The sequence below is a fragment of the Micromonospora sp. NPDC003776 genome (assembly GCF_053605645.1).
In genome coordinates, this window is record NZ_JBSGJR010000405.1 from 1 (window position 1) to 6,574 (window position 6,574).

General features: G+C 70.1%; 7 protein-coding genes. All 7 read right to left on the reverse strand.

What is annotated here, in order from left to right:
- Positions 1-29: 29 nt before the first annotated feature.
- The gene (locus ACWEVO_RS26295; protein WP_452310181.1) at positions 30-380 is read right to left on the reverse strand and encodes a hypothetical protein; all 351 of its coding nucleotides are present in this window, start codon (positions 378-380) and stop codon (positions 30-32) included.
- 104 nt (positions 381-484) lie between these two features.
- On the reverse strand, positions 485-1,708 hold the full coding sequence (gene mltG / locus ACWEVO_RS26300) for an endolytic transglycosylase MltG (protein WP_452310182.1): 1,224 nt from the start codon (positions 1,706-1,708) through the stop codon (positions 485-487).
- On the reverse strand, positions 1,705-2,166 hold the full coding sequence (ruvX, locus tag ACWEVO_RS26305; RefSeq protein ID WP_452310183.1) for a Holliday junction resolvase RuvX: 462 nt from the start codon (positions 2,164-2,166) through the stop codon (positions 1,705-1,707). Before ruvX ends, mltG begins: the two co-directional genes overlap by 4 nt.
- A gap of 75 nt (positions 2,167-2,241) precedes the next feature.
- Positions 2,242-4,920 (reverse strand): alanine--tRNA ligase, encoded by a 2,679-nt coding sequence (gene alaS, locus ACWEVO_RS26310; RefSeq protein ID WP_452310184.1) that lies wholly within the window; start codon positions 4,918-4,920, stop codon positions 2,242-2,244.
- Positions 4,917-5,222 carry a hypothetical protein gene (locus ACWEVO_RS26315; protein WP_452310185.1) on the reverse strand — a complete coding sequence of 102 codons (306 nt, stop codon included), beginning with the start codon at positions 5,220-5,222 and terminating at the stop codon, positions 4,917-4,919. The genes alaS and ACWEVO_RS26315 overlap by 4 nt, the downstream gene beginning before the upstream one ends.
- A 25-nt stretch (positions 5,223-5,247) precedes the next feature.
- Entirely contained in the window at positions 5,248-5,709 is a 462-nt protein-coding gene (locus ACWEVO_RS26320) for a DUF948 domain-containing protein (protein WP_452310186.1), read from the reverse strand.
- 150 nt (positions 5,710-5,859) lie between these two features.
- Complete coding sequence (locus ACWEVO_RS26325; RefSeq protein WP_452310187.1) at positions 5,860-6,480, reverse strand: hypothetical protein; 621 nt, start codon at positions 6,478-6,480, stop codon at positions 5,860-5,862.
- Between the last annotated feature and the right edge of the window lie 94 nt (positions 6,481-6,574).

Genomic DNA, 6,574 nt, shown 5'->3' on the forward strand with positions numbered 1-6,574 from the left:
TGGCCGGCTGCGCCGGCCAGGCCACGCACCTAGAGCTTCACGGCCGTCGAGCAGTTGCCGATTCCGGTGCGGCAGATCCGCACCTCGTACGTCGAGCGGCCAAGCCACACGGCGTTGATCTCGCTCGAGGTGCAGTTCTGCTCGCCGACCCACTTCCAACTGCCACCCGGAGCCTTTTCCTGCCACTGCGCACAGTGACCGTCGGTGAGGGTGTCAGTAAGCCACATTTGATAGGTGCCGTTCTTGAAGTACTCGTAGCGGCCCTTTGCCCCGGTAGTCGACAGGGTAGCCGCCCACGCCGGCGCTGCAGCGATACCGAGCAACAGCAGCGCGCTGGCACCGACGGTCGCCGCTCGGCCCGCCACTCTGAGCTTCCTCATGATCTCTCCCCGTAGGTAGATGGAAGCGGACCGTAGCATGTGGAGGCACGATCCGCTGTCCCCATGGAGATCGCGGGCAACGGCGCAGCCGGTCACGGCGGCCCTCAGAATCGGCAGTTCTCCCCGGTCAGAACCTTGTTCTTGCACATCGTCTTACGCAGCTGGGTGTACTCGGCGTCGTTGGAGCCGTAACCCATCGTTCCCTGCTTGTCGATGGTCATGAAGTAGATCCAGTCGCCGGGCGGCGGGTCCAGCGCACCCTTGAGCGCACCCTCACCCGGGTTGCTGATCGGGGTGATCGGCAGACCCGCCACATCATGCGTGTTGTACGGGTTCTTCGGGTCGTTGATCTCGCTCTGCAGCAGGTCGTTCGAGTCCTTTGGATCCTTGCCCTGCAGCCGGAACCAGTAGTTGATACCGCTGTCGATGCCGAGACACTTGCAGCCGATCTTGCCGGCGTAGACCCGGTTGTAGATCACCCGGGAGACCTTCGGGAAGTCCTTCGGGTCGACCGACTCGGCCTGCGCGATGGAGGCGGTGATCAGCGCCTCGTACGGCGAGATCTGCCGCTCCTTCTGCACCCGGTCGACGAAGTCGAGTTCCTTGGTGACGCGCAGGAACTCGTCCACCATCATCGTCAGGATCTGCTCGGCGGTCGCCTTCGGCGGGATCTCGTAGGTGGACGGGTAGAGGAAGCCCTCGATGCTCTTAGTGACCTTCTTACCGTCCTCGCGCTTGAACCAGAAGGCGGGCACCCCGAGTTTGACCGGGTCCTTCGCCGCCTCCTGGAACTCCTTGACCGGGATCTTGGTCTGCTTCGACAGGATCTGGTAGACGGTCAGGCTGATGGTGCCCTCGGGGATGGTCACCCCGTTGACCACCCGGCTCTTCGGGTCCAGCAGCAGGTTCACCGCGTCGGCGGCCTTCATCTGCTTGCGGACCTTGTACCGGCCGACCTGGATGTTCTTGCTGCGCGAGTTGGCGTCGGCGGCCTCGATGAACGCCTTGGTGCTCTTCACCACGCCGGCGTCGTAGAGGCTGTTCCCGATGTCGGTGAGGGTGTCGCCCGCCTTGACCTCGACGAGCGCCTCGCCGGTGCCGGGGCCGTCGTAGTCGGGGGTGACGAAGTGGTTACGGATCCGGTCGAAGCCGATGTACGCGCCGCCGCCGATACCGCCCAGCAGCACGAGCGCCATGAGCAGGGCGAAGATGGTCTTGCCCCGGCCGGCACCCGACTTGCCCTGCCGCTTGCGCACGGCACCGCGCCGATGCTTGCCCTTCTCCCCCCTCTCCGCCTCTTCGAACCCCAGGTCAAGATCGTCGATCATTGCGTCCGCCTCCGCTGTGCGTCCAGCCAGCTCTGCAGAATCTCCACCGCGGCGGCCTGGTCGACCACCGCCCGTTGGCGCTTTCCCCGGACGCCCCGTTCGGCCAGCCTACGACTCGCGACCACGGTCGACATCCTCTCGTCCGTCAGCGTCACCGGAATCGACCCCATTACATCGGCCAAACGGGCAGCGTACGCCGAGACGTTCGCCGCCGCCGGGCCGTGCTTTCCGGCGAGGTTGACCGGCAGGCCGACGACGATCTCGACCGCCTCGTGCTCGGCGGCCAGCCGGACCAGCTCGGCCATGTCGGCCGGCACCGCGTCCGGCTCGGTGGTGAGGTCGCGGGCCAGGGTGACCAGCGGGGTGGCCAGGATGCCGTGCGGATCGGACCGGGCCACGCCGACCCGGACCTGCCCGACATCGACTCCCAGACGCACCCCGCGGGACGGTTCAGCCATCTACCGGGCACTTCCCCTCCGGTACGGGCCAGGGCGGACCGTCCGGTCCGCCCTGGCTTCGATCGGTAACGGCCATCACGCCTCGGCGATGGCCTTCTCCACGGTCAGCAGCAGGTTCGGCGCCTCCGCCGCGGGCAGGCCGCCGCCCTGGGCCAGGTCGTCGCTGCCCCCACCCCGGCCGGAGAACGCCGCCTTGACCAGGTCCTTGGCGGTCAGGCCCCGACCACGGGCCGCCGGGTTGACCGCCACCACGAGGGACGCCTTCCCGTTCGCCCGGGCGGCCACCGCGACCACCGCGGGGCGGGCCGGGTCGATCCGGCCCCGGATCTCCTGGGCCAGCGTCCGCACATCGTTGCCGGCCGCCCCCTCGGGCGCCTCGGTGCCGACGTACGCCACGCCCCGCACGTCCTTCGCCCCCGCCGCGAGGCTCGCGGCACCGCCCAGCACCAGCTGGGCGCGGAGCTTCTCCAGCTCCTTCTCCGCGTCGCGGAGCTGGGTGACCGTCTGCTCCACCCGGTCCGCGACCTGCTCGCCGGGGACCCGGAACAACTCGGCCAGCCGGGACACCAGCAGATGCTCCCGGGCCAGGAAGCCGAACGCGTCCATGCCGACCAGGGCCTCGATCCGGCGCACGCCGGAGCCGACCGAGGCCTCGGAGAGGATCTTCACCAGGCCGAGCTGCGCCGAGCGGGCCACATGCGTGCCGCCACACAGCTCGCGGGCGTAGTCGCCGACCTCGACGACCCGGACCCGCTCGCCGTACTTCTCGCCGAAGAGCGCCATCGCGCCGATCCGGCGGGCCTCCTCCTGGCTGGTGATGAAGGCGTGCACCTCCAGGTCGGCCAGGAGGACCTCGTTGACCTGCTGCTCCACGTCGTGCAGCACGCTCGGCGCCACCCCGGTCGGGGTGTTGAAGTCGAACCGGAGCCGGCCCGGCGCGTTCAGCGAGCCCGCCTGGGTCGCCGACTCGCCGAGGAAGTTGCGCATGGTCTGGTGCACCAGGTGGGTGGCGGTGTGCGACCGGGAGATGGCCCGCCGGCGGGACACGTCGATCTCGGCGTACCCGGTCTCCCCGGCGCGCACCTCGCCCCGGACCACCCGGGCCCGGTGCACGATCAGGCCGGGCACCGGCTGCTGCACGTCGAAGACCTCGAGCTGGCCGCCGCCGACCGTGATCAGACCCTGGTCGGGCTGCTGGCCACCGCCCTCGGCGTAGAACGGGGTGGTGTCGAGCACCAGCTCGACGGTGTCCCCCTCGACGGCCGCGTCGACCGAGGCCCCGCCGGCGAGCAGCGCCCGCACCCGGGACTCCCGGTTCAGCTCGGTGTAGCCGGTGAACTCCACCGGCCCGCCGCCGTCGAGCACCGACCGGTACGCCGACACGTCGGTGTGACCGGTCTTGCGCGCCTGCGCGTCGGCCTTGGCCCGGCTGCGCTGGTCGGCCATCAGCCGGCGGAAGCCCTCCGCGTCGACCTGGAGGCCCTGCTCGGCGGCGATCTCCAGGGTCAGGTCGATCGGGAAGCCGTACGTGTCGTGCAGCTGGAACGCCTTGTCGCCCGACAGCGCCGCCTGACCGGCCGACTTGGTCTCCGCGATCGCGGTGTCCAGGATCGTGGTGCCGGCGCGCAGCGTGGCGAGGAACGCGTCCTCCTCGGCGTACGCGTACTGGGAGATCCGGCCGAACTCCTCGGCCAGCTCCGGGTACGACGGGGCCATGCAGTCCCGGGCCACCGGGAGCAGCTCGGGCAGCGCCCGGTCCTGGTAGCCGAGCAGCCGGACCGCCCGGATGGCCCGGCGCATGATCCGGCGCAGCACGTAGCCGCGGCCCTCGTTGGACGGGGTCACCCCGTCGCCGATCAGCATCAGCGCGGTACGCACGTGGTCCGCGATGACCCGCAGCCGCACGTCGTCCGGGTGCGACTGGTTGGCCGCGTGGCCGGAGTGCGCACCGTAGCGCTTGCCGGTCAGCTCGGCGGCCTTGTCCAGGATCGGCCGGACCTCGTCGATCTCGTAGAGGTTGTCGACGCCCTGGAGGAGGGAGGCCATCCGCTCCAGGCCCATGCCGGTGTCGATGTTCTTCGCCGGCAGCTCGCCGAGGATCGGGAAGTCCTCCTTGCCGACACCCGGGCCGCGCTCGAACTGCATGAAGACGAGGTTCCAGAACTCCAGGTAGCGGTCCTCGTCGACCTCCGGACCGCCCTCGCGGCCGTACTCCGGACCGCGGTCGTAGTAGAGCTCGGAGCAGGGACCGCACGGGCCGGGGATGCCCATCGACCAGAAGTTGTCGGCCTTGCCACGCCGCACGATCCGCGCGTCCGGCACGCCGGTACGCCGCCAGATGTCGTACGCCTCGTCGTCGTCGAGGTAGACCGTGGCCCAGATCCGCTCCGGGTCCAGCCCGAAGCCGCCCGCCTCGACCGGCTTGGTGACCAGGTCCCAGGCGAGCGGGATCGCCCCCTCCTTGAAGTAGTCACCGAAGGAGAAGTTGCCGTTCATCTGGAAGAACGTGCCGTGCCGGCTGGTCTTGCCGACCTCGTCGATGTCCGGCGTACGGATGCACTTCTGCACGCTGGCGGCCCGCGGGTACGGCGCCGTCTGCTGCCCGAGGAAGTAGGGCACGAACTGCACCATGCCGGCGTTGATGAACAGCAGGTTCGGGTCGCTGATGGCGGGCAGCGGAGCGGACGGCACCACGGCGTGGCCGTTCGCCTCGAAGTGGGCGAGGTACCGCCGCTTGATCTCCGCCGTCTTCATCGTTGGTGCTCCTCCGGAAAAATCTCTCGATCACCGATGCGCGGGTCCTCCCGCAGCTCGGCGAACTGATCGTCGTACGCCTCGCCCCGGGCGAAGGCCTCGTGGATCTCCAGCTCGCGCTCGGCCATGCCGGCACGGACGTCGTCCACGAAACTCCGGACCGACTCGACGAGACCGCCGGCGGACTCGGACAAACCGCTGGCGATGCCCGCCGGCGTGTACGCCTGCGCGGTACGGGTGGCCTTGCGCACCACCAGCACGCCCACCGCCAGCCCGACGCCCAGCCAGAACAACCGCCTCATGTTCGCATCCCTCCGCTCGGCCGGGTCACCGGTTGGTGCGCTTCGCGGCACGCCGCCGCTGCTTGATGATGTCGCGGGCCTCGCGCTCGTCCTCCGCGTGCCGACGGGCCGCCGCGGCCTTGCGCACGCCGTAGCCGAAGGCGGCCACCTTGACCAGCGGGTTCGCGGCGGCGGCGGAGACCACGGCGGCCAGGTTGGCCACGTTGGCCGTGACGTTCTGCGCGTGGGTGGTCATGGTGTCCACCTTGGCGAGCTGGAGGTTGACCCCGTCGAGGGAGGTCTGCACCTGCTCCAGAGCGGTGTTGACGTTCTTCACCGTGGTGTTGACGTCCCCGAGCAGCGGGGTGGTGCGGTCGTTCAGTTCGGTGATCATCCGGGTCGTCGCGTCCACGGTGTGCCGCAGCCGCAGGATCGGCACCGCCAGTACGAGCACGAGCATCAGGAACGCGCCGGCCGCGATCAGCGCAGCGATCTCTCCACCACTCACGCGCATGTCCTCCTCAAGCAGTGTCCCGGGGCCCGACGCCCCGGAACGCGCGACCGTCCTACCCACTTCGTCGCACGCCGACCCGTCGGGGTCAACGGGCGCAAGCAGGCCCGCCAGCCCCAGACCCTACCGTCCGTGATGGAACGCGGCTCACGACGGTGACGGTGTCAACTCGCCGAGAGGATCGTCGGTGAGGGTCGGGAACGGATCCTCACCGGTGAGTGACGGATCGGTGCTCGGCTGTGGTCCGGTCCGCTCGTCGTCGATCGCGTTGCGGACCTTCACCGAGACCAACGACCCGGTGCACTTTCCCGCTGCGGGTGAGGGCGCCGGGGAGGGCGCGGGCGAGCCGTCGACCGGTGGCGGCACGCAGGTCGGGTCGCGTACCCAGAGGTCGAGGGTGAGTTCGTCCCGCCGCCAGCAGGTGTAGCTGCCCTTGACGTCCTTGTCCTCGGGGCAGCGGTCGACCTTCCAGCGCTGCCAGCCGTCGCCGGCGAGGGCCCGCTCGTAGACCTGCGCGGTCTCCTTCCAGGGCTTGTCCGACTCGACGGTCCGCTCCCGCAGCCGGCAGTCCTCCAGGCACCACCGGCTGCCGCTGACGTTGTCCACGGTCCTCGACGCCGCCCAGGACGGCACGTCCAGCGCGTCCAGGGTGTCGAAGACCGGGTCGCGGCTGAGCGTGCGCAGCCCGAAGTAGAGCGGGACGGCACCCAGCAGCACCAGGCTGACCAGGGCCAGGATGCCCATCCGCAGCCGCCGCCGCGCGCGCATCTGCCGGCGCAGCTCGGACCGGGCGCCGCGCAGGCCGCCGACCGCCTCGGCCTCCGCCGGCGGCGCCGCCTCGGCCCGGCGCAGCGCCGGTCCG